The organism is Streptomyces sp. H51, from assembly GCF_035656535.1.
Taxonomy (GTDB): domain Bacteria; phylum Actinomycetota; class Actinomycetes; order Streptomycetales; family Streptomycetaceae; genus Streptomyces.
Map to the genome: position 1 here is coordinate 251,221 of NZ_JAYMHD010000048.1, position 21,235 is coordinate 272,455.

23 protein-coding genes are annotated in these 21,235 nt (G+C 72.8%); 15 read left to right on the forward strand and 8 right to left on the reverse strand.

Annotated features, from left to right (window positions below; genetic code table 11):
• Positions 1-436 precede the first annotated feature (436 nt).
• The 4 genes from VKA29_RS14705 to VKA29_RS14720 all read left to right on the forward strand — a co-directional run bounded on the left by VKA29_RS14705 (position 437) and on the right by VKA29_RS14720 (position 5,695).
• A complete protein-coding gene (locus VKA29_RS14705) occupies positions 437-1,384 on the forward strand; it encodes an SCO0930 family lipoprotein (protein ID WP_324785971.1) in 948 nt (315 codons plus the stop codon).
• A 305-nt stretch (positions 1,385-1,689) separates the two neighbouring features.
• Positions 1,690-2,502 carry an SAM-dependent methyltransferase gene (locus tag VKA29_RS14710; RefSeq protein ID WP_324785972.1) on the forward strand — a complete coding sequence of 271 codons (813 nt, stop codon included), beginning with the start codon at positions 1,690-1,692 and terminating at the stop codon, positions 2,500-2,502.
• On the forward strand, positions 2,499-4,643 hold the full coding sequence (locus VKA29_RS14715; protein ID WP_324785973.1) for a putative bifunctional diguanylate cyclase/phosphodiesterase: 2,145 nt from the start codon (positions 2,499-2,501) through the stop codon (positions 4,641-4,643). The genes VKA29_RS14710 and VKA29_RS14715 overlap by 4 nt, the downstream gene beginning before the upstream one ends.
• A gap of 653 nt (positions 4,644-5,296) precedes the next feature.
• Complete coding sequence (locus VKA29_RS14720) at positions 5,297-5,695, forward strand: peptidase inhibitor family I36 protein (protein WP_324785974.1); 399 nt, start codon at positions 5,297-5,299, stop codon at positions 5,693-5,695.
• A gap of 93 nt (positions 5,696-5,788) precedes the next feature.
• Here the strand turns inward: VKA29_RS14720 and VKA29_RS14725 are convergent, their stop codons facing one another.
• Positions 5,789-6,676, reverse strand: a complete 888-nt coding sequence (locus VKA29_RS14725) for a LysR family transcriptional regulator (protein ID WP_324785976.1) — start codon at positions 6,674-6,676, stop codon at positions 5,789-5,791.
• Between the two features lie 120 nt (positions 6,677-6,796).
• Between VKA29_RS14725 and VKA29_RS14730 the strand changes: the two genes are divergently transcribed.
• From VKA29_RS14730 to VKA29_RS14755, 6 genes are all read left to right on the forward strand, one after another.
• On the forward strand, positions 6,797-7,468 hold the full coding sequence (locus tag VKA29_RS14730) for a succinate dehydrogenase (RefSeq protein ID WP_324786089.1): 672 nt from the start codon (positions 6,797-6,799) through the stop codon (positions 7,466-7,468).
• Between the two features lies 1 nt (position 7,469).
• Positions 7,470-9,416, forward strand: a complete 1,947-nt coding sequence (locus VKA29_RS14735; RefSeq protein ID WP_324785977.1) for a fumarate reductase/succinate dehydrogenase flavoprotein subunit — start codon at positions 7,470-7,472, stop codon at positions 9,414-9,416.
• Entirely contained in the window at positions 9,413-10,162 is a 750-nt protein-coding gene (locus tag VKA29_RS14740) for a succinate dehydrogenase/fumarate reductase iron-sulfur subunit (RefSeq protein ID WP_324785979.1), read from the forward strand. The genes VKA29_RS14735 and VKA29_RS14740 overlap by 4 nt, the downstream gene beginning before the upstream one ends.
• Before the next feature lie 287 nt (positions 10,163-10,449).
• A complete protein-coding gene (locus VKA29_RS14745; RefSeq protein WP_324785980.1) occupies positions 10,450-11,217 on the forward strand; it encodes a GNAT family N-acetyltransferase in 768 nt (255 codons plus the stop codon).
• A complete protein-coding gene (locus VKA29_RS14750) occupies positions 11,217-12,065 on the forward strand; it encodes a lysophospholipid acyltransferase family protein (protein ID WP_324785981.1) in 849 nt (282 codons plus the stop codon). The genes VKA29_RS14745 and VKA29_RS14750 overlap by 1 nt, the downstream gene beginning before the upstream one ends.
• Positions 12,066-12,289: 224 nt before the next feature.
• The gene (locus tag VKA29_RS14755; RefSeq protein ID WP_042152846.1) at positions 12,290-12,493 is read left to right on the forward strand and encodes a cold-shock protein; all 204 of its coding nucleotides are present in this window, start codon (positions 12,290-12,292) and stop codon (positions 12,491-12,493) included.
• A 182-nt stretch (positions 12,494-12,675) separates the two neighbouring features.
• Here the strand turns inward: VKA29_RS14755 and VKA29_RS14760 are convergent, their stop codons facing one another.
• A complete protein-coding gene (locus VKA29_RS14760; RefSeq protein WP_324785985.1) occupies positions 12,676-13,161 on the reverse strand; it encodes an inorganic diphosphatase in 486 nt (161 codons plus the stop codon).
• A 328-nt stretch (positions 13,162-13,489) separates the two neighbouring features.
• Here VKA29_RS14760 and VKA29_RS14765 point away from each other — a divergent pair, with 328 nt between their 5' ends.
• From VKA29_RS14765 to VKA29_RS14780, 4 genes are read left to right on the forward strand one after another with little or no spacing between them, the layout of a single operon-like run.
• Positions 13,490-13,831, forward strand: coding sequence for a metalloregulator ArsR/SmtB family transcription factor (locus tag VKA29_RS14765; RefSeq protein ID WP_324785986.1), 342 nt, complete (start codon positions 13,490-13,492; stop codon positions 13,829-13,831).
• A complete protein-coding gene (locus VKA29_RS14770; RefSeq protein ID WP_324785987.1) occupies positions 13,828-15,558 on the forward strand; it encodes a SulP family inorganic anion transporter in 1,731 nt (576 codons plus the stop codon). The genes VKA29_RS14765 and VKA29_RS14770 overlap by 4 nt, the downstream gene beginning before the upstream one ends.
• Positions 15,555-15,980, forward strand: a complete 426-nt coding sequence (locus VKA29_RS14775) for an ATP-binding protein (protein ID WP_324785988.1) — start codon at positions 15,555-15,557, stop codon at positions 15,978-15,980. Before VKA29_RS14770 ends, VKA29_RS14775 begins: the two co-directional genes overlap by 4 nt.
• Positions 15,981-16,032: 52 nt before the next feature.
• Complete coding sequence (locus tag VKA29_RS14780; protein ID WP_324785989.1) at positions 16,033-16,446, forward strand: STAS domain-containing protein; 414 nt, start codon at positions 16,033-16,035, stop codon at positions 16,444-16,446.
• Between the two features lie 327 nt (positions 16,447-16,773).
• Here VKA29_RS14780 and VKA29_RS14785 read toward each other — a convergent pair whose 3' ends face one another.
• The 4 genes from VKA29_RS14785 to VKA29_RS14800 all read right to left on the reverse strand — a co-directional run bounded on the left by VKA29_RS14785 (position 16,774) and on the right by VKA29_RS14800 (position 18,720).
• The gene (locus VKA29_RS14785) at positions 16,774-17,172 is read right to left on the reverse strand and encodes a pyridoxamine 5'-phosphate oxidase family protein (RefSeq protein ID WP_324785990.1); all 399 of its coding nucleotides are present in this window, start codon (positions 17,170-17,172) and stop codon (positions 16,774-16,776) included.
• A 35-nt stretch (positions 17,173-17,207) separates the two neighbouring features.
• The gene (locus tag VKA29_RS14790) at positions 17,208-17,705 is read right to left on the reverse strand and encodes a hypothetical protein (RefSeq protein WP_324785991.1); all 498 of its coding nucleotides are present in this window, start codon (positions 17,703-17,705) and stop codon (positions 17,208-17,210) included.
• A 119-nt stretch (positions 17,706-17,824) separates the two neighbouring features.
• On the reverse strand, positions 17,825-18,361 hold the full coding sequence (locus VKA29_RS14795) for an ATP-binding protein (protein WP_324785992.1): 537 nt from the start codon (positions 18,359-18,361) through the stop codon (positions 17,825-17,827).
• 20 nt (positions 18,362-18,381) lie between these two features.
• Positions 18,382-18,720 (reverse strand): ArsR/SmtB family transcription factor, encoded by a 339-nt coding sequence (locus VKA29_RS14800; protein ID WP_324785993.1) that lies wholly within the window; start codon positions 18,718-18,720, stop codon positions 18,382-18,384.
• A gap of 158 nt (positions 18,721-18,878) precedes the next feature.
• On the opposite strand from VKA29_RS14800, the gene VKA29_RS14805 reads away from it, so the two are divergent.
• Positions 18,879-19,352: a carboxymuconolactone decarboxylase family protein gene (locus VKA29_RS14805; RefSeq protein ID WP_324785994.1), complete on the forward strand. Its 474-nt coding sequence runs from the start codon at positions 18,879-18,881 to the stop codon at positions 19,350-19,352.
• Here VKA29_RS14805 and VKA29_RS14810 read toward each other — a convergent pair.
• Positions 19,328-20,317 carry a sugar phosphate isomerase/epimerase gene (locus VKA29_RS14810; RefSeq protein WP_324786090.1) on the reverse strand — a complete coding sequence of 330 codons (990 nt, stop codon included), beginning with the start codon at positions 20,315-20,317 and terminating at the stop codon, positions 19,328-19,330. The two genes, VKA29_RS14805 and VKA29_RS14810, sit on opposite strands and share 25 nt — an antisense overlap.
• Positions 20,251-21,234, reverse strand: coding sequence for a polysaccharide deacetylase family protein (locus VKA29_RS14815; RefSeq protein WP_324785995.1), 984 nt, complete (start codon positions 21,232-21,234; stop codon positions 20,251-20,253). Before VKA29_RS14815 ends, VKA29_RS14810 begins: the two co-directional genes overlap by 67 nt.
• Position 21,235 lies beyond the last annotated feature (1 nt).

Here is a 21,235-nt window from a genome sequence, read left to right on the forward strand (position 1 = left end):
TCCGGCGGCCGCCACCGCGGTGGCGCCGCCCGGCCCCGTCGACGCGTACGCGCAGGCGCCGGCGGCCGCGACCCCGGCCGGGGTGCCCAGCAGCAGCCAGATCAGCGTCGCCGACGCCAATGTCCGTGCGGCGCGGCCGGATCGGGACGGTTCGGGTCGATGCACGACGGAGAGCATGAGCCGCCGCGCGGTGTCACATGCGGCCGCGCCGGGAGGGTTGACCCGAAGGGGGGACGCGCGGGCTGTGCCGGTTTGGCGACGGTCATGGCCGCATGTCGTCGTCCTGGACACCTGCGCGGGATGTCGCGCCGGTTCACGGATCCCGGAAAGAAATTCGTGCCGCGGTTGAACACAACCGCGTGCTCCGTGCGTACCCAGTGTCGTGCGGCGGCGCAGCAGGGCGCTGCAACACCCATGTGATTTGGGGGAGTTGACGATGAAGACCTCCTGGCGGAGCGCCTCACTCGTGGCAAGCGCTGCGGCCGTTCTGGCGCTGACGACGGCGTGCGGTCAGGAAAACGCCACGTCGGCGGGCACCCAGAACGTGGGCGCCACGGCGGCGGGTGACTACGGAAGCGTGGGCGCCGCCGCGGGCGCGAGCCCCGGCAACGGCTACGGCGCGGACGGCCAGGACTCCGCGACCCAGACCTCCGCCGCGGGCAAGCTGTCCGTCGCCCAGAACCCGGAACTGGGCAAGGTGCTGACCGACGGCGCCGGCCTGACCCTCTACCGCTTCGACGCGGACACCGCCGAGCCGCCCAAGTCCAACTGCGACGGGGCCTGTGCCACGACCTGGCCGCCCGTGCCCGCGGACGACGCCACCGCGGGCGCCGGGGTCGACAAGTCGCTGCTCGGCGAGGTCACCCGGGCCGACGGCACCAAGCAGCTGACCATCGGCGGCTGGCCCGCGTACCGCTACGCGAAGGACACCAAGGCCGGGGACATCGCCGGACAGGGCGTCGGCGGCAAGTGGTACGCGCTGGCCCCGGACGGCAGGAAGGCCACGCCGGCCTCCCTGCCCGGACTGTCCACCCGCAACGACCCCGAGCTCGGTGAGATCGTCGTCGACGAGAACGGTCACACGGTCTACCGCTTCATGAAGGACGAGGCCTGGCCCAAGCCCGTGTCCGCCTGCACCGGCTCCTGCCTGGAGAAGTGGCCGGCGGTCGGCCCGGTGGCCGCGAACGACACCAAGGGCGTGCAGAAGAAGGGCCTGATGAGCTTCACCCGGCCCGACGGCGTCAAGCAGCAGACCATCAACTGCTGGCCCGTCTACACCTTCTCCGGTGACAAGAACCCCGGGGACACCAACGGTCAGGGCATCGGCGGCACCTGGTACGCCGTCGCACCCGACGGAAAGCCGGTCGGCGCGCCGAAGCAGTAGCGGTCGCCTCCCCACGGCTGATCGCCCGGCCCGCGCGCCCGACCGAACCGTCCGCCCCCTCCGCGCCGCACGGAGGGGGCGGACCGCTGTGCTGATGCCCGGACATGGTGGTATCGCTTCCTCCTGGACCGGAATCTTGCGGAAGGCTCCGATATCCTTCGTCGCGACCGTGTGGTATGCCAATTCGGCACATGCCGCAGGCAGTGACCGGGAACGGACGGTCGATTTCCGTTTCCTCTCGCCCTGTTGGCAGGCGATCAGTAGCCTCACTTCGAACACCGGATCGCCTACGCCTGGAGAGATTGATGGAGCGTCCCGCCTGGGCCCCACGGAGCATCGACATCTCGGTGCCGAGCGTTTCGCGAATCTACGACTACTACCTGGGCGGTTCGCACAACTTCGAGGTCGACCGGGAAGCGGCCCGCAAGGCCATGGAGTTCCTGCCGGGGCTCCCCAAGATCATGCAGGCCAACCGGGCGTTCATGCGCCGCGCGGTGCGCTTCGCGGCGGCCGAGGGCATCACCCAGTTCCTCGACATCGGGTCCGGCATCCCGACGTTCGGCAACGTCCACGAGGTGGCCCAGGCGGCCGCTCCCGGCACCCATGTCGTCTACGTCGACCACGACCCGGTCGCCGTCGCCCACAGCCAGGCGGTGCTGCAGGGCAACGAGGACTGCGGCGTCGTCGCCGCCGACCTGCGCAAGCCCGAGGAGATCCTCGAAAGTCCCGAAGTCCAGCGGCTGATCGACCTGAACCGCCCGGTGGCGCTGCTTCTGGTTGCCATACTGCACTTCGTGGAAGACGAGGACGACCCGTACGAGGCGGTGGCCCACCTGCGCGACGCGCTCGCGCCGGGCAGTCTGCTGATCCTCACTCACGCCTCGTACGAGGGAATACCGCTCCCGGAGGAGCGGGCCGCGGGCACCGTGGATGTGTACAAGGACATCCGCAACCCGCTGATCATGCGCTCGCGCGACGAGATCGCGCGGTTCTTCGAGGGGTACGACATGGTGGAGCCGGGACTGGTGCCGATGCCGCTCTGGCGGCCGGAGACGGCGCCGGAGGACGAGGACCCCTTCGCCTTCTCCGGGTTCGCGGGCGTGGGGCGTACGGCGTGATCGAGGAACCGGACGGCCCGGAGGGCAGAGTGCGCCGGTTCGCGACGATATGGAGCCGGGCGGTGTTCCCGGTGACCTCCACGTCGCTGACCCGTCCCGAGTTCGAGCAACAGCTCCTGCCGCTGGCGCGGCGGTTGAGCCAGGCCCTGCACACCCGGGCCTTCGACGCGGACCAGGGCAGGGCGGTCGGCACCGCCCTCGTCACCGCGCACTGCACCGACCCGGAGGCCCTCAGCCGCACCCTGGACTGCGTCGACGCCTACCTGGTGCTGTACTGCGGCGAGGACGGCGACCGGGAGGAAATGCGGGCCCGCTCGGCGCGGTTGCAGCACGCCATGGCCGCCGGGTTCGCGCAGGCGCTGCGCGAGCGGACGCTGGCCGAGCAGGAGGCCATCTCCGCGGCCGCCCTGACGGCGCAGGGCGTGGTGGCGCAGGCGCTGCACGCCAGCGAGGCCCGGTTCCGCGCGGTCTTCGAAGGCGCCGCCATAGGGATCGGAATCGCCGACCTGGAGGGCAACATCCTGCAGGTCAACGGCGCGCTGCTGCGCATGTTCGGCCAGTCCCCGCAGGGCTTCCGCGGCCGTAACGTGACGGAGTGGACGCACCCCGAGGACGCGCCGCAGACCTGGCGGCTCTACCAGGAACTCGTGCGCGGCGAGCGCGAGCACTACCACGTGGAGAAGGCGTTCAACCGGTCTGACGGAACGGTTCTGTGGACGAACCTGACGGTCTCCCTGCTGCGCGACCCCGACGGCAACCCGCAGTACCAGCTCGCCCTCATGGAGGACACCACCGAGCGGCGGCTGCTCAACCTGCGCCTGCGCTACGAGGCCACGCACGACGCGCTCACCGGCCTGCCCAACCGCACCTTCTTCTTCGAACGCCTGGAGAAGGCGCTCGGCGCCGGCGAGGGCCAGCGGTTCGGGCTGTGCTACCTCGATCTGGACGGCTTCAAGACCGTCAACGACAGCCTCGGCCACGCGGCCGGCGACCGGCTGCTGGTCGAGGTGGCGGACCGGCTGGAGGCGTGCGCGACCGCGCCCGGCGAGATGGTCGCGCGGCTGGGCGGCGACGAGTTCGTCGCGCTCACCACCGGCCCCGACACCGAACGCGGGGTCGACGAGCTCGCCACCCGCATCATGAACGCCCTCATCGCCCCGATCAGCGTCGACGGCCGGGAGCTGACCGTGCGCGGCAGCATCGGCATCGTCGAGGGCCCGGCGGGGGAGCGCAGCCCGGCGGAGGTGCTGCGCAGCGCCGACATCACCATGTACCGGGCCAAGTCGGCGGGCGGCAACCGCTTCGAGCTCGCCGACCCCGAGGCCGACGCCCGCGTCATCACCCGGCACGGGCTGACCACCGCGCTGCCGACGGCCCTGGACCGGGGCGAGTTCTTCATCGAGTACCAGCCGCTGGTGAACCTCGGCGACGGCAGTGTGCGCGGTGCCGAGGCGCTGGTGCGGTGGCTGCACCCGCAGCACGGTGTCCTGGGCCCGGACCGCTTCATCCCGCTCGCCGAACACACGGGCCTGATCGTGCCGCTCGGCCGCTGGGTGCTGGAGCAGTCCATCCGGCAGGCCCGTGCCTGGCGCGAACGGCGCGGTGCGGGGGCAGCCGCGGGGCCGTTGCGCGTCAACGTCAACCTCTCGCCGTGCCAGCTCACGCATCCCGGCCTGGTCCAGGACACCGTGGACATCCTCGAACGGGCCGGCGTCGAACCGCACGCGCTGTGCCTGGAGGTCACCGAGTCCGCGCTCATCGGCGCCGACGACGACCTGCTCAAACCGCTGCGCCGGCTGGCGGAGATGGGCGTCGACATCGCCCTGGACGACTTCGGCACCGGCTACTCCAACCTCGCCAACCTGCGCCGGCTGCCGGTGAGCGTCCTCAAGCTGGACCGCTCCTTCACCCAGAGCATGCAGCAGTTCCCCGCCGACCCCGTCGACCTGAAGATCGTCGAGGGGATCGTCTCGCTCGCCCACAGCCTGGACCTCGCGGTGACCGTGGAGGGCGTGGAGACCGGCGCCCAGGCCGAGCAGCTGCGGATTCTGGGCTGCGACACGGCACAGGGCTGGTACTACGCGCGTCCGGGCCCCCCGGACCGCCTGCACGAGCTCGCCCTGGTCGACGCGACGGGCTGACGCCACGCCCCGCACCGCTCCACGCCCGGGGCCGCACGCGATCACGCGCGGGTGACGCGTGAACGGGCCGCGGGTCCTCCGCGCCGGTCCTCCGCGCCGCTGACGCCGCGCGGGGCCCGCGCGAAAGACGGCGCATGGCGCACGGCGCATGGCGCACGGCGCACGGGCATGGCGCACGGGGCACGGGGCATGGCGCACGGCGCATGGCGCACGGGGCCCTGCGGGGCGGACGCGCACGGGGCCTGCGCGGTCGGCGGCGCGTGTCCGTCCCGTGCGCTGCCGACCGCCGGTGAGGCCCCGCGACTTCACGCCGCGCACTGCCCATCGATCCCCGGGCCGGCTCCGTCATGCGCACCGGAGCGGGCGGGCGGCGCGTGGGGGGCGGGTGCGCGAGCCGGGCGCCTCGGGGGAGCGGGCGGTCCGCCGCGGATGCGACCGGAGGCCCCGGCTCGTGTGGCGGAGGGGGAGGTGGCGGCGGTCTCCGCGGGTGCCTCCCGCGCCCCTGCGCACGCCCTGACGTCCGCCGTTTCCGGCGCACGAGACTGACGACTGTCGCCCGGGTGCCGCCCGGGGACACCGACGGAATCAACGGAATCGACGGAATCGACGGGTTCCATGGAACCCGTGGATTCCATGGAAAGGGGACGATCTCCATGCACCGTGTCACCGCACTCGCCGTCACCGCGCTCGCCATCGTGGCCTCCCTCGGCACGGCTCCCGCCACATCCGCCGCCGCCACGGTCCCGGCCGCCCCGGCGACCGTTGAGAGCGCCGCGGCCTTCCGCTGCGATCCGGGGCACTTCTGCATCTACAGCGGCTGGAGCGGCCGCGGCAGCCGCTGCCAGTGGACGGCGCAGAGGGTCGCGAACACCGCCGACCGGTGTTCCTTCATCCGCAGCGGCAGGAAGGTGCTGTCCGTGTGGAACGGGACCGGCCACCGGGTTCAGTACTACAAGCAGACCAACTACAACGCGCGCGTCGGATCGACGCCCGCCGGACGCGGGGGCAACCTCCAGGGCAGCTACCAGATCCGCTCCTTCAAGAAGCAGTAGTCCGGCAGGAAACGGGAGGCCGGCGAGAAGCGGGAGGCCGGCAGGAAGCGGGAGGCCGGCGAGCGCGCCGGTGTCGCGCGGGCCGGTGTCGCCTCACCGCTCCAGCAGCATCCGCTGCAGCTCGCGTGCCGCCCGGGGCGGGGCCACGTCGCTGCGGTGGGCCAGGGCGATGGTGCGGTGCAGGCCGGGGCGGGCCAGGGGAGTGACCCGCAGGCCGCGGCCCGAGCGGGCCGCGACCATGCGGGGGACGACGGCCACGCCCAGGCCCGCCCGCACGAAGCCGAGGACCGCGTCCATCTCGCCGCCCTCCACCGCGAAGTCCGGCTCGAACCCCTCGGCGCGGCACGCGGCCACGGTCAGTTCGCGCAGGTCGTAGCCGTGCCGGAACATCACCAGGCGCTCGCCCTCCAGGTCGGCGACCCGCACGGTCCGCCGGTCCGGACCGCCGGGCGCCGGCGCCTCCGGCGAGGAGACCACCACCAGGTCCTCGCGCAGCAGCTCCACCGTCGTCAGCGCGGGCGACGGCGTGGGCAGCGGCAGGACCACCAGGGCGAGGTCGAGGGCGCCACGGGCGAGCTCCCGCACCAGGTCGTGCGAGCCGCCCTCCTCGATCAGCAGCCGGATGCCCGGGTAGCGGTCGTGGAACGCGCGCAGCACCTCCGGCAGCAGGCCCGTGCACAGGCTCGGCGTCGCGCCCAGCCGGACCCGGCCGCCGCGCAGCTGCACCAGCTCCTGCACCTCGTAGCGGGCCGTCTCCGCGTCGGCCAGGATCCGCCGGGCCAGCGGCAGCAGGGCCTCGCCTGCGTCGGTGAGGCTGATGTTGCCGCGCGCCCGCAGGAACAGATCGGCCCCCAGCTCCCGCTCCAGCGCCTTGATCTGCTGCGACAGCGACGGCTGGGCGACGTGCACCAGTTCGGCGGCCCGGGTGAAGTGCCGGGTCTCGGCGACGGCCACGAAGTACTGGAGTTGCTGGAGCTGCATACTCGTACGATAGCTCCAGCCTATGGAAACAAGGCGGACCATGTCTTGGACCGATGGGGCCTTTCGGTCCTAACGTCAGGACTCATGGCTCTGGCAACGCGGACGGACCGACGGCCGTCCATTGCACGCACCGTGTGGGACTCCTCCGTCGGCAAGAAGACGGTGATGGCCGTCAGCGGCGTGATCATGCTGCTGTACCTGGTCGCCCACGTGATCGGCAACCTGAAGATCTTCTTCGGTCCGCAGGAGTTCAACCACTACGCGCACTGGCTGCGCACCGTGGGCGAACCGTTCATGCACTACGAGTGGACGCTGTGGCTGATCCGCGTCGTCCTGGTCGTCGCGGTCGTGGCGCACGCGGTCTCCGCGTACCAGCTCAGCCGCCGCGGCATCAAGGCGCGCCCCAGCAAGTACGTGCACTCCAGGCCGCGGGCGAGCTACGCGACGCGGACGATGCGCTGGGGCGGGATCATCCTCGGCCTGTTCATCGTCTGGCACATCCTCGACCTGACCACCGGCACCGCCCACCCGGGCGGCTTCCAGGAGGGCCACCCGTACCAGAACGTCGTGGACACCTTCTCCACCTGGTACGGCAACGCCGTCTACATCGTCGCGGTGCTGGCGCTCGGCCTGCACGTCCGGCACGGCCTCTGGAGCGCCGCCCAGACCCTCGGCGTCGGCAGCCGCGCCCGCGACCGCGCCCTGAAGACCGTCGCGAACGTCCTCGCGCTGCTGCTCACGGCAGGCTTCATCGCCGTCCCCGTGGGTGTCATGACCGAAGTGGTGAGCTGACATGACCTACACCGCCTACACGACCGGTGAGCCGGTCGCCGACACCAAGGCCCCGTCCGGCCCGGTCAACGAGCGCTGGGACAAGCGCCGTTTCGAGGCCAAGCTGGTCAACCCCGCCAACCGGCGCAAGCACACCGTCATCGTCGTCGGCACCGGTCTGGCCGGCGGTTCCGCGGGCGCCACACTCGCCGAACAGGGCTACCACGTCGTCCAGTTCTGCTACCAGGACTCCCCGCGCCGGGCCCACTCCATCGCCGCGCAGGGCGGCATCAACGCGGCGAAGAACTACCGCAACGACGGCGACTCCGTGCACCGCCTCTTCTACGACACGGTCAAGGGCGGCGACTTCCGGGCCCGCGAGTCCAACGTCCACCGACTGGCGCAGATCTCCGTCGAGATCATCGACCAGTGCGTGGCACAGGGCGTGCCGTTCGCCCGCGAGTACGGCGGCCTGCTCGACACCCGCTCCTTCGGCGGCGTCCAGGTCTCCCGCACCTTCTACGCCCGCGGCCAGACGGGCCAGCAGCTCCTGCTCGGCGCCTACCAGGCGCTCAGCCGGCAGATCGCGGCCGGGAACGTCGAGATGCACCCGCGCACCGAGATGCTCGACCTGATCGTCGTCGACGGCCGGGCGCGCGGCATCGTCGCCCGGGACCTGATCACCGGCAGGATCTCCACCTGCTTCGCGGACGCCGTGGTCCTGGCGTCCGGTGGCTACGGCAACGTCTTCTACCTGTCGACGAACGCCATGAACTCCAACGCCACCGCCATCTGGCGGGCGCACCGGCGCGGCGCGTACTTCGCCAACCCCTGCTTCACGCAGATCCACCCGACCTGCATCCCGCGCACCGGCGACCACCAGTCGAAGCTGACGCTGATGAGCGAGTCGCTGCGCAACGACGGCCGGATCTGGGTGCCCAAGGCCAAGGGCGACACCCGGCCGCCGAACCAGATCCCCGAGGACGAGCGCGACTACTACCTGGAGCGCATCTACCCGTCCTTCGGCAACCTGGTCCCGCGCGACATCGCCTCCCGCGCCGCGAAGAACGTCTGCGACGAGGGCAGGGGCGTCGGCCCCGGCGGACAGGGCGTCTACCTCGACTTCGCCGACGCCATCAAGCGCATGGGCCGCAAGGCCGTCGAGGCGAAGTACGGCAACCTCTTCGACATGTACCAGCGGATCACCGACGAGGATCCGTACCGGGTGCCGATGCGCATCTACCCGGCCGTGCACTACACGATGGGCGGCCTGTGGGTCGACTACGACCTGCAGACCACCGTCCCCGGCCTGTTCGCGATCGGCGAGGCCAACTTCTCCGACCACGGCGCCAACCGGCTGGGCGCCTCCGCCCTGATGCAGGGACTGGCCGACGGCTACTTCGTGCTGCCGGCGACCATCAACGACTACCTCGCCCGCAACCCGCACCAGGGCGAGGTGAGCGACGAACACCCGGTCGTGCGGGAGGTACTGGCGGAGACCGAGGACCGGCTGACGCGGCTGCTCTCGGTCGACGGCGACCGCACCCCCGACTCCTTCCACCGCGAGGTCGGCGAGCTCATGTGGGAGTTCTGCGGCATGGCGCGCACCGACGCCGGGCTGCGCAAGGCCCTGGAGCGCATCCCGCAGATCCGCGAGGAGTTCTGGCGGCGCATCAAGGTTCCGGGCACCGGCGAGGAGTTCAACCAGTCGCTGGAGAAGGCCAACCGCATCGTCGACTACCTGGAACTGGCCGAGCTGATGTGCCTCGACGCGCTGCACCGCGCCGAGTCCTGCGGCGGCCACTTCCGCGAGGAGTCCCAGACCCCGGACGGCGAGGCCGCCCGCCGGGACGACGAGTTCGCCTACGCCGCCGCCTGGGAGTTCACCGGCACCGGCGACGCTCCCGTCCTGCACAAGGAAGACCTGGTCTTCGAGTACGTCCACCCCACTCAGCGGAGCTACGCATGAAGCTCACCCTGCGCGTCTGGCGGCAGAAGAACGCCGACGCGGAAGGCACCATGTCCACGTACGAGGTGGACGGCATCTCCTCCGACATGTCCTTCCTGGAGATGCTCGACACGCTCAACGAGGAGCTCATCCTCAAGGGCGAGGACCCGGTCGCCTTCGACCACGACTGCCGCGAGGGCATCTGCGGCGCGTGCTCGCTCGTCATCAACGGCGACGCGCACGGGCCGGAGCGCACCACGACCTGCCAGCTGCACATGCGGTCCTTCAAGGACGGCGACACCATCGACATCGAGCCCTGGCGCGCGTCCGCGTTCCCGGTGATCAAGGACTTGGTGGTGGACCGCTCGGCGTTCGACCGGATCATCCAGGCCGGCGGCTACATCACCGCGCCCACCGGCTCCGCCCCGGAGGCGCACTCGACGCCGGTGCCGAAGCCGGACGCCGATTTCGCCTTCGAGCACGCCGAGTGCATCGGGTGCGGGGCGTGCGTCGCCGCGTGCCCCAACGGCGCGGCGATGCTGTTCACCTCCGCCAAGATCAACCACCTGAACGTGCTGCCGCAGGGCGCGCCCGAGCGGGAGACGCGGGTGCTGGACATGGTCGCGCAGATGGACGAGGAGGGCTTCGGCGGTTGCACGCTCACCGGCGAGTGCGCCACCGCCTGCCCCAAGGGCATCCCGCTGATGTCCATCACCAGCATGAACAAGGAGTGGCTGCGCGCCACCCGCAAGGTGGCGAGGCGCTAGCAGCCACACAGTGAACGTTCGCCGAGGGCGCGGACGGGCGGGGCCGGGAGTGGTGCTCCCCGGCCCCGTCTCGCACGTCCGGCGGTCGCCGGTGGTTCCGCGTGAGCCGTCCGACGCCCTGCGGCGGTCGCCGCAGGCACCGCGCGAGCCGTTCAACAACCTCACACCGGCACTCCTGGCGCCGGTCACGCGAAGGTCAGCCGGCCTCGGAAGAACAGGGGCGGCAGATCGCACGCCCCGGGTCTGCTCCCCGCCCCGCCGACCCGGCCCGCGACCAGGAGACAGCCATGACCGCCACCGCACTCGACCTTCCCCCGCAGCCCGCGGCCCCCGCCCGCTACACCGTCACCCTCGCCCGCGACGAGTCCGACGTGCGCGCCGCGCAGCGGCTGCGGCACGAGGTGTTCGCCGGGGAGCTGGGCGCCCTGCTCACCGGCCCGGAGCCCGGCCTCGACATCGACCCCTTCGACGCCTACTGCGACCACCTGCTGGTGCGTGAGGAGACGACCGGGCAGGTCGTCGGCACCTACCGGCTGCTGCCCCCGGAGCGCGCCGCGGTCGCCGGACGCCTCTACGCCGAGGGCGAGTTCGACCTCGGCGCGCTCGACGCCATCCGGCCGGGCCTGGTCGAGGTGGGCCGCTCCTGCGTGCACCCCGGCCACCGGGACGGCGCCGTCATCGGGCTCATCTGGGCCGGCATCGCCCGCTACATGGTCGACCGCGGCCACGACTGGCTGGCCGGCTGCTGCTCCGTCCCGCTCGCCGACGGCGGCGCGCTCGCCTCCGCGACCTGGGACCGGGTGCGCACCAAGCACCTCGCCCCCGAGGAGTACCGGGTACGGCCGCTGCTGCCCTGGATCCCGGACGAGGCGCGGCCCGCCGCCCCGGCCGAGCTGCCGGCGCTGCTGCGCGGCTACCTCCGCCTCGGCGCCTGGGTGTGCGGCCGGCCCGCGCACGACCCGGACTTCGGGGTCGCCGACCTGTACGTGCTGCTGCCGATGCGCCGGGTCAACCCGCGCTATCTGCGGCACTTCCTCTCCCTCGTCCCGGCCTGATGAGCGTCTGGCTGCCCAGCGCGCCCTGCACCCCCGGGGCGTGCCTGGAGCCGGCGCGGCCGGTGGCCGCGGGGCGGGCCGTGCTGCGGCTCGCGGCGGTGCTCGCCCTGGTCCTCGCCGGTGTCGTGCTGTCGCCGCTCGGCGGGCACCTGCCGGCCGGGCCGGTGCGGTGGTGGTGCCGGTGCGTCGTGCGGGCCGCCGGAGTCCGCGTCCGGGTCACCGGCGCGGCCCCGCCCACCGGCGGACTGCTGCTGGTCGCCAACCACATCTCGTGGCTGGACATCCCGCTGCTGGCCGCCGTCCGCCCGGCCCGGACGCTGGCCAAGGCGGAGATCCGGCGGTGGCCGGTCGTGGGCCGGCTGGCCGCCCGGGGCGCCCTGTTCATCGAACGCGACCGGCTGCGTGCGCTGCCCGGCACGGTGGCCCGCATCGCGGACGCGCTGCGTGACGGCCGGGCGATCGCGGTGTTCCCCGAGGGCAGCACCTGGTGCGGCCGCGCCCAGGGCCCCTTCCGCCGCGCCGCCTTCCAGGCCGCGCTGGACGCCCGGGTCCCCGTGCAGCCGGTGCGGCTGCGTTACCGGAGCGCCGCCGGAGCGGCCAGCACGGCGCCCGCCTTCGTCGGCGACGACGCGCTGGCGGCCTCGGTGTGGCGGGTGGTGTCGACGCGCGGCCTGGTGGCCGACGTCGAGATACGCGCCGTCATCCCCCCGGGCAGCCACCCCGACCGGCGCGGCCTGGCCCGTGCCGCCCAGCCGGACCCGCCGGCCGCACCGGACCCGGCCCACCGCGGGCGGACCACGGCCGCCGCCGGGCCGCCGGACGGAGCAACCGCGGCGGGAAAATCCTGACGGCGCGGGAGTGGAGAAAATCCGGTGGGGAAAAGGGGGCCCGGCTTGGTGGCCGGTTTTCCCGGCCGGTGATTTTCCGCGGCGCCGATTCGTTCCGTGCTAGGCTCGGCGTCAGTTGCAGTCGTGGTTGCCATTCTTGCCATTTTTCGGGCAGGTGATCATCACAGCGATGAGGAGGCCCGCGAGGTGCGGGCACCCTAGCACTTGCCTTAGGAGAATGTGACATGGCCACCGGTACCGTGAAGTGGTTCAACTCGGAAAAGGGCTTCGGCTTCATCGAGCAGGACGGCGGCGGCGCTGACGTCTTCGCCCACTACTCGAACATCGCCACCCAGGGCTTCCGTGAGCTGCAGGAAGGCCAGAAGGTGACCTTCGACGTCACGCAGGGCCAGAAGGGCCCGCAGGCGGAGAACATCCTTCCCGCCTGACACCAGGGACGGTCGTGACGCGCGCCTGAGTTTCCGGCGCGCGGTCGCGAGCCAGGGGCCCGCACCTCGGTGCGGGCCCCTGGGTTGTTTCCGGACGATTTTTCGGCCGTCCGATCGAGCGACATTTCCCGGCGCGAAGACGTGCTTTTCCGCGGCCGGTTTTTCGTCGTGTCCGGACGGCGTCAGTGGGTGCCGGCCGCGCGCTCCCGGGACGCCTCGATCTCCGCGTACGCCGCGTCCCGGCCCTCCCAGTGCGATCCCTCGACGGACTTGCCGGGCTCGAGGTCCTTGTAGACCTCGAAGAAGTGGGTGATCTCCAGCCGGTCGAACTCGGCGATGTCGCCGATGTCCTGCACACCGGCGTAGCGCGGGTCGTGCGCCGGGACGCACAGCACCTTCTCGTCGGGCCCGTGCTCGTCCTTCATGCAGAACATGCCGACGGCCCGGCACTCGACGGCGCACCCGGGGAAGGTCGGGTCGGCGGTCAGGACCAGGGCGTCGAGCGGGTCGCCGTCACGGCCCAGCGTGCCGTCGATGTAGCCGTAGTCGGCCGGGTACTGGGTCGAGGTGAACAGCATGCGGTCCAGGCGGATGCGGCCCAGCCGGTGGTCCATCTCGTACTTGTTGCGGGAACCCTGCGGAATCTCCACGATCACGTCGAACTGCACGAACGCCTCCTGGTGTCGTCGGTGTCCTCGTCCTGCCGGTCGGGTGCTGTGCTCCTTCCGGGTCGCCCCGCCCCGCCCGTCCCGGGCCGGGCGGGGCGACCGCGGGGGACCGCCGGCGTACGGCCGTCGGTGAGCGCGGTCACATAGGCCTGTTCCCAGGATCCGTACCCCGGCACGCCGGGGGTCCTCCGGGAGGCGCAACGACGGGATGCAGAGTTGCAAAATTTCGCAATTCGTTAGATGCTGTATTCGCTGTGCTCGTAGTAGCCGCGGGCACAGCCTTACGCACCGGCCCCGAGACGGGGCGTCGCAGAAAAGCCGAGGGTTCGTGTCCGTTCCGCTGTACCAGGCCAAGGCCGAGTTCTTCCGGATGCTCGGACATCCGGTCCGTATCCGAGTGCTGGAGCTGCTGCAGAGCGGGCCCAAGCCGGTACGGGATCTCCTCGCCGCCATCGAGGTCGAGGCCTCCGGCCTCTCCCAGCAACTGGCGGTGTTGCGCCGGTCAGGCATCGTCACCGCCACCCGGGAGGGCTCGACGGTCGTCTACGAACTGGCCGGCGGCGACGTCGCCGACCTGCTCAGGGCCGCCCGCCGCATCCTCACCGAGATGCTGTCCGGGCAGCACGAACTGCTGGCCGAGCTGCGGGAAGCCGAGGTCGCCGCGCGATGACGACCCCCACGCGAACCGGCCGGACATGGGCCCGGATCGCCGCACTGCTGCCCGGCCGTGACGATCTGACACAGATGCGGCGCGACCCGCGCCGGGACCTCCTCGCGGGCCTGACCGTCGCCATCGTCGCCCTGCCCCTCGCCCTGGGCTTCGGCGTCTCCTCCGGGCTCGGCGCGGAGGCGGGACTGGCCACCGCGGTGGTGGCCGGCGCGCTCGCCGCGGTCTTCGGCGGGTCCAACCTGCAGGTGTCCGGGCCGACCGGCGCGATGACCGTGGTCCTCGTGCCGATCGTCGCCCGGTACGGGCCGGGCGGCGTGCTCACCGTCGGCCTCATGGCGGGCCTGATACTCGTCGGCCTGGCCCTGCTGCGGGCCGGGAAGTACATGCGGTACGTGCCCGCCCCCGTCGTCGAGGGCTTCACCCTCGGCATCGCCTGCGTCATCGGCCTGCAGCAGGTCCCCAACGCGCTCGGCGTGCCGAAGCCGGAGGGCGACCGGGTGCTGGTGGTGACCTGGCGGGCGGTCGAGGCGTTCGTCGGCTCCCCGAACTGGACGGCGGCCGGCTTCGCCGTCGCGGTAGCCGCGGTCATGCTGATCGGCGCCCGCCTGCGGCCGACCGTGCCGTTCTCCATCCTCGCCGTGATCGCGGCGACCGTCGTGGCGCAACTGGCCCACCTGGACGCGGCGAAGCCGATCGGCGATCTGCCGGCCGGGCTGCCCGCCCCCTCGCTGTCCTTCCTGGAACTCGGCTCGCTCGGGACGCTGCTCGCCCCCGCCGTCGCGGTCGCGGCGCTGGCCGCGCTGGAGTCGCTGCTGTCGGCTTCGGTCGCCGACGGCATGACGGTGGGCCAGCAGCACGATCCGGACCGCGAACTCTTCGGCCAGGGGCTGGCCAACATCGTCGCCCCGCTGTTCGGCGGCGTGCCCGCGACCGGCGCCATCGCCCGTACCGCCGTCAACGTCCGTACCGGCGCGGGCTCCCGGCTGGCGGCGCTGATCCACGCCGCGATCCTCGCCGTGATCGTCTTCGCGGCGGCACCCCTCGTCTCGAAGATCCCGCTGGCCGCGCTGGCCGGCGTCCTGCTGGCCACCGCGATCCGGATGGTCGAGGTCGGCTCGCTGCGGGCGATGGCCCGGGCCACCCGGTCCGACGCGCTGATCCTCGTCCTGACCGCCGTCGCCACCCTGGCCCTCGACCTGGTGTACGCAGTGATCATCGGCCTGGTCGTGGCCGGCGCCCTCGCCCTGCGCGCGGTGGCCGCGCAGGCCCGGCTCGACCAGGTGCCCCTCGACCGCGGCGACCACAGCGCCGAGGAACACGCCCTGCTCGCCGAGCACATCGTCGCGTACCGCATCGACGGGCCCCTGTTCTTCGCCGCCGCCCACCGCTTCCTGCTCGAACTGACCGAGGTCGCCGACGTGCGCGTCGTCATCCTGCGCATGTCGCGGGTGTCCACCATCGACGCCACCGGCGCGCTGGTGCTGAAGGACGCGGTGGAGAAGCTGAAGCGGCGCGGCATCCTCGTCATCGCCTCGGGCATACGCGCCGAGCAGCGCCAAGTCCTCGACTCCGTGGGTGCGTTGGACCTGCTGTGCCCCGGCGGCCGCGAGTACGCCACCACCCCGGAGGCGATCCGGGGCGCCCGGCACCTGCTGGAGTTCTCCGGAGTGCTGCCGGCCGTCTCCGCCCGGCGGACCGGGGCCTCCCACGAGGAAGCCGTGCGATGACCGCACAGCTGGCGGCCCTGCCCTTCCGGCACGTGCTCACGGTGCCCGCGGAACCCTCCGCCGTCCGGCTCGCCCGGGAGACGGCCGAACTGGCGCTGGCCGAGTGGGGGATCAACCCCCACCATCCCAGCGTGGACCCCGCCCTGCTGATCCTGAGCGAGCTGGTCACCAACAGCGTCCGGCACGCCGCCGACCGCTCCCCGCAGGTCACGGTGATCTACGCGGCCGGCGCCGACTGCCTGGCCCTGGCCGTCCACGACCGGCACCCCCACCGGCCCACGCTGCCCGGACCGGCCACCGGCGACGGCACGGGCGGGCTCGCCACCGTCATGGAACTCACGCTCGGCCTGGGCGGTACCGCCGTGATCCGCGCCGACGCGGACGGCGGCGGCAAGAGCATCTGGATCACCCTGCCGCTCTGACCGACCGGACAGCAGACCCCGACCGGCAACCCCCGCAAGGAAGTTCATCACCATGACCATCGACTGGCGCTACACCGTCGAGGAGAACATCGGCATCCTGTCCGTCGCCGGCTACCTCGGCCCGGAGGCCGTCCGCCGCTTCAGCGGAGCGGTCGGCTGGGCGCTGGCCCGGGGCACCGGCCCGGTCGTCGTCGACCTCACGGAGCTGCGCAGTTGGTCGCCCGAGGGACAGCTGGCGATCACCGAGGCCGCCGTCCGGCTCGCCCGGGCGGGCCGGCGCCTGGAGCTGGCCGCCATCCCGGCCGACGGCTCCCTCGTCCCGGTCGGCGACTGCCCGCCGATCCCCGTCCACCCCGACCTGGCCGCCGCCCGCGCCGCGCACAGCGCGGACCCCGGCGAACAGGTGGAGGGCCGCCACGAGTGGTGCACCACCGGCTGGCCGTCCGGGGACCACGCGGGCGCCTGACCGCCCGGCCCACCACGCCGTGCCGCCCGGCCGAGCGAGCGCGAGCCCGCGGTCGCCGGTCCGCTCTCCCGCGTGCGCCGAGCCCACGGTCGTCCGTCCGCGCTCCGGCGCCGGTACGACCGGTACGGCGTCGCTACGACCGGTACGGCGCCGGGTCGTCCGTGCCCCGCTCACCGGCTGGCGCGAACCCGTGGCGCCGTCCTGCCCGCGTACGCCGGTGCGGTGCGCGTGAGTCCGCAGGGGTGCCCGACCCGGCGGGCGCCGCCTGGCCACCGGGCGCGGCGGCACGCCGCTCGGGCGGGTCCCGCTGCCCGCACCGTTCGCGGATCAGTCGAGCTCCGCTCCCACCACCCGGTACCCGGTGACGATCACCGGGCGGATGCGGATCACCTGACCCGACTCCGCGTCCAGCCACGGCATGAGCAGCCGGTGGTAGCGGGCGAGCGCGTCGGGGTCCTCCACCCGGGTCGCCGTCCCGGTCACCACCACGCTCCATCCGGTACGCGTCGTCGCGTCGATCTCGTCGGCCTCGTAGGCCACCACCTCGGACAGCAGCGCACGCCCCAGCAGGGCGGCCCCGCCGTGCGTGCGCACGATGAGGTCACCGCCCTCCACGAGGTGGTTCACCGGGCGGATCGCGGGCAGCGCCTGCTCACTGAACGCCACCCGCCCCAACTGGACGGTCCCCAGCAGTCTCAGCGCCTCCGTGTGGCTCAGCTCGACCATGCGCCGGGACGAACCGGACGCGGGTAGCCGCGGGATCACCGCGTCCTCGCGCCCTGCGCCACCCGACAGGCTCCCTCGGGCCACAGGATCTCGACGTCCATGCCGCTGCTGCGGGCGAAGGCCACCAGATGGGCGGTCGCGTCACGGCCGCTGGAGGGGGAGCCGTCCCAGACCGCCAGCAGGCGCCCGCAGGAGCGCAGCAGGCTCTCGTCCGCGCCCACGCACGCGTCGCGGTCGGACGGGTCGTACTCCAGCAGCCGCACCTGCTCCGAGAGCAGCAGCAGCTCTCCGGCCGCCCTGCGATCGCCCGGCCGCAGCACCTCGGGCACGCCGTTCCTGGAGGGCAGGACGGTCACCAGGGCCAGTCCCGCGGCGCGGGCGGCCCTGCCGAAGGCGACCGGCAGCCCCTGCCCGGCGCGCACCAGCCCGGCCCTGCCCGCCCTCGCGAAACCGGCCAGCCGCTTGCGCAGCTCTTCCTCCAGCATCGCCAGCGTGGGCGCGGTGAGGTCGGAGTGTCCCACCACAGCGATCACTTCGGGCAGTCCTTCCGGGCTTGTGCGGGGGGTGGTGATTGTCCAATTGGGGAGACTTCCCCCTCGAACGCCGCACAGCGTGCCAGACCGCACGCGACCGGCAACAGGGCCGGTCGGCCCTACCCCCGGGGGTTTGTGCCGTACCCCCGGGGGGTTGGCTCGTAACTCCCGGGGCTCGTGCCGTGACCCCCGGGGCTTGTCCTCGACTCCGCGGGCAGGCCGAAGCGGACGAGGACGATCTTCCCGTCGTGGTCGACGGCGGGCTCCGCGCCGACGGCGCCGCCGTGGTCGGCGGCCAGCTCGGTCACCAGGCGCAGCCCGGCGCCCATGCCCTCCTCGCTGAGGTCCGGCAGCCGGGGCTCGGCGTCGGCCACGCCGACGACCAGTTGCCCGGCCGCGACGGTCAGCCCCACGTCGATCACCGGGGTGTGCGGGGCGTGCCGCAGCGCGTTCGCGACCAGCTCGCTGGTCGCCAGCACTACCGCGTCCGCGAACGCCGACCGCGGTGCGACACCGATCGCGGGCAGCTGCCCGGTCAGCGCCTCCCTGGCGCGCCGCACCGTCTCGGGGCCCGGCGGGAGGGAGGCGACGTGCCGGCGGAGCGCCCGTGGCGCGGGTTCGACGACCGCCCGCGGTCCGCCCCGCCGCCACGGCATTCGGAAACGTCCGCCGACGGTCAACGCGCCGGTCCCGTCGCGCGCAGTTCGTCCAGCAGGTCCTGCCTCCCGGTCAGCAGGGTGGCCAGGATCCGCCGGGCGGCGGCGAGCAGTTCGGCCACGTCGCCGCCGGCCAGCTCGTACACCACCGTCGAGCCGGTGCGGGTGGCGGTGACGATGCCGGCGCGGCGCAGCACGGCGAGTTGCTGGGACAGGTTCGACGGCTCCACCTCGATCGCGGCGAGCAGCTCGCGCACCGGTTTCGGTCCGTCCTGCAGCAGCTCCAGCACGCGTATGCGGACGGGGTGGCCGAGCATCCGGAAGAACTCGGCCTTCGCCTCGTACAGCGGAACCGGCATCCCGGTCACCCTCCTGTCGCCTAGTGAATTGAAGAACTCTTCAAGTCTAAGGCCGCGGTGCGCGAGGTGGAGACGCAGGTCACATCCACCCACGTCACACCGCGCCCGGCCGTTCCGTCAGAGACGTGCAAGCACCGTCCAGTACAAGGGAGTTCACCATGGACGCTCGCCTGAACCTCTTCTCCAGCGCGGTCGCAGGCCGGTTCTTCAAGCACCTGAACGCGGCCGGCGGCGCCGTCACCGACTCGCCGTTGCCGCTCGCGACGCAGGAACTGGTGAAGCTCCGCGCCAGTCAGATCAACGGCTGCGGGTTCTGCACCGACATGCACAGCAAGGAGGCGGCGCACGCCGGGGAGAGCCGGACGCGCCTGAACCTGGTGGCGGCCTGGCGGGAGGCCACGGTGTTCACCGACGCGGAGCGCGCCGCGCTCGAGCTGGCGGAGCAGGGCACCCGGATCGCGGACGCGGCCGGCGGTGTCACGGACGAGGCGTGGGCGAACGCCGCCGAGCACTACGACGAGGACCAGCTCGCCGCCCTGGTGTCCCTCATCGCCGTCATCAACGCCTACAACCGACTGAACGTCATCGTCCGGCAGCCCGCCGGCGACTACGAGGTGGGCCAGTTCGGCTGACACCGAGGGGGCCGGGCGTCGGGCCGGGCGGTGGTGTCACCGTCGCCGGGCCGTCGTCCGCCCTCGGTCGTACGGCGGCCGCGGCTGTTCCGGGCGACGAAGGGCCGCAGGTGATCGGCGGCGATCCGCAGTCCGGTCTTCGTCCGGTCGAGCGTGCCGCCCCACACGGGGTCCTCGTGCTCCACCGCGACGGCGCCGTCGTAGCCGGCCTCGTGGAGTCTGTCGACGAGGCGGTTGAAGTCGATCGAGCCCCGCCCGGGGACGCGGTAGCGCCACCGTCCCCCGTCCGTGGGCGAGCCGCGTCCCACCGTCCGGCCGAAGACGCCGTAACGGGTGCGCGCGGCCTCGTCGATCTCGACGTCCTTCGCCTGGACGTGCGCGACCATGCCCCGGTCCAGGGCGTGGTCCAGCGCGGCGACCGGGTCGATGCCCAGCCACACCAGGTGGGAGGGGTCGTAGGTGAGGAGGGAACCGCGGCCCTCGCCGCCGAGGCCGGCCATCCAGTCCCCCAGCTCCGGGGAGTCGGCCAGGTTGCCCGGATACCCGTCCGGGTGCCATCCCTCCATCGGGCAGTTCTCGGCGAGCAGCCGGACGCCGCGTTCGGCCGCGTAGTCCAGCAGCGGCGGCAGGATCCGTTCGGCCGGCTCGACGCTGCCGGCGACGGGCCGTGTGACGTCGCGGCCGACGAAGGTGTTGACGTACGGGACGTCCAGGGCTCGCGCGGCGTCGACACGGGCCCGAAGGTGCCGGTGGACGCGGTCGCGTTCGGCGCGGTCGGGGGGCCCGGGCCGTCCAGGTGCCGGCGGTGCCCCCGCACGATTCCGGCCGGCCGCCGGCAGGAGTCCGGCAGCGCTTCGCCGGGCGGCGCGGCGGCCGGAGGGGTCGCCGCGCCGCGGGGTCAGCCGGTGGTGCAGGAGACGGTGGGCCAGGTCCAGTTGCCGTTGTGCTGGATGGTGACGCCCCAGTTGTTGCCGCTGCCGTTGGGTTTGGCGGTGAGTACCTGGGCGCTGGGGTAGCTCGCGGTGATGTTCCAGGTGGAGAGGATCTTGGCGGGGGAGGGGACGTTCATGGTGACGGTCCAGTTGTCGGAGCCGGTGACCGATACGTTGAGGTTGTAGCGGTCGCTCCACTGCTGGCCGGCGGAGAGCGTCGCGGTGCAGCCGCTGTTCCCGCCCCCGCCGCCGGTGCCGCCGCCGTCCGGGGCGACGGCGCGGCCGGTCTGCGGGGAGATCGTTCCGGCGCACATTCCGCGGGCGGCCAGTTGCTGGGCGATCCGCGGGATCGCGGCGAGCGTGTTGGCGGGCCAGTCGTGCATGAGGATGACCTGGCCGTCGGTGAGCCGGCCGGCGGCCTGCACGATCGCGTCGGTGCTCGCGCCGTTCCAGTCCTGCGAGTCGACGTCCCACAGGACCTCGGTCAGGCCGTACTTCGCCTCGACCGACCTCACCGTCGCGTTGGTCTCGCCGTACGGGGGGCGGAACAGCTTCGGCGTCCCGCCGCCCGCGCCCGAGACCGCCTGCTGGGTCCGCGAGATCTCCGAGTCGATCTGCGACTGGCCGAGCTGGGTGAGGTGCGGGTGGGTGTAGCTGTGGTTCCCGACCCACATTCCGGCGTCCACCTGGGCCCGCACCAGGGAGGGGTTGGCGGCGGCGTTCTGGCCCACGTTGAACATGGTGGCCCGCAGCCCGTTCTGCCGGAGTGCGGTGAGCAGGGCCTGGGTGTTGCCGGACGGGCCGTCGTCGAAGGTGAGTCCGACGTAGCCGCTGCAGCCGGCGGCCCGCGCCGGGGCCGGGCCGGCGGCCAGGGTGCCCGCGGCGGCCAGGGCGACGGCGGCCAGCCCGGTGACCAGGGAGCGCGCCGACAGGAGTGGTCCGACTCTCATG